This is a genomic window from Vibrio sp. Vb1980 (assembly GCF_033338615.1).
Lineage (GTDB): Bacteria > Pseudomonadota > Gammaproteobacteria > Enterobacterales > Vibrionaceae > Vibrio > Vibrio alginolyticus.
This window is the reverse complement of the sequence record NZ_JAWOSZ010000074.1, coordinates 1-762: the sequence shown is the minus strand read 5'-3', so window position 1 is coordinate 762 and position 762 is coordinate 1. Positions and strand designations below refer to the sequence as shown.

The 762-nt window shown below is 43.7% G+C and carries 1 protein-coding gene and 1 pseudogene; one reads left to right on the top strand and one right to left on the bottom strand.

The genetic code is table 11. From position 1 onward, the window contains the following. The coding region (locus R7F64_RS23850; RefSeq protein ID WP_318072145.1) for a HopJ type III effector protein at positions 1 to 197 on the bottom strand (197 nt) is incomplete at its 3' end. A gap of 211 nt (positions 198 to 408) precedes the next feature. Here R7F64_RS23850 and R7F64_RS23845 point away from each other — a divergent pair. Next, positions 409 to 762: pseudogene (locus R7F64_RS23845) on the top strand (alkaline phosphatase); the annotation flags it as partial.

Here is a 762-nt window from a genome sequence, read left to right as displayed (position 1 = left end):
TTATCGAGAGTGTTCAATAAGCCGAATGCAAAAATTTTGCACGAACCATTGTTTTCATTCGCGCCATTTTGCGTGTTGCCATTCGTAAATGCAGCGGGCGTAAAATCGTAATTGTCTTCAATCACCGCCATCGTCGTTTCAAATTCAATCTTTTCAGGTGACGATGCCAGCACATCAAGAAATTGTTGTAGTTCCATTTTCATTCCAAATCCTAATGCCATCGCAATCTCGCCAATGACACATTTGTTTCATAAAAAGCCCATATAAGAGTCATAAATCATACATATATTCAGAGCCTTACCAAATCACACGTCAATCAATGTTCTATTATCGTCCACTGCAGTGAATGAATAGATATCTGAAAATCATGCATTGAGCGACAGTATATCGGATTGATAAGGAGATATCATGACCACCCCACTTAAGGCAATAGGTGCAATGGCGTTATCGACGCTCGCCATCGCATGTTCATCGCAACAGAACGATGTTATCGCATCTTTCAGTGCACAATGTAAGCCGATCAGTTCACCCGCTGTTGGGGAAACCTCAATCCAAGGTTTGACGTTTGTTGGGTCATCTATCGCCGATGCGCCGTTTGATACTTCTGCCGCAGAAATCGTGAGTTATGATGCGTGCACGGACAAACTCTACGTGGTCAATGCTCAAGCCAAACGTGTGGATGTGTTGTCGCTCAACGAAAGCAGTGCGCCTTCACAAACCGATTTTATTGACCTAACCGATGCAGGCACTTCCGCAGGGATT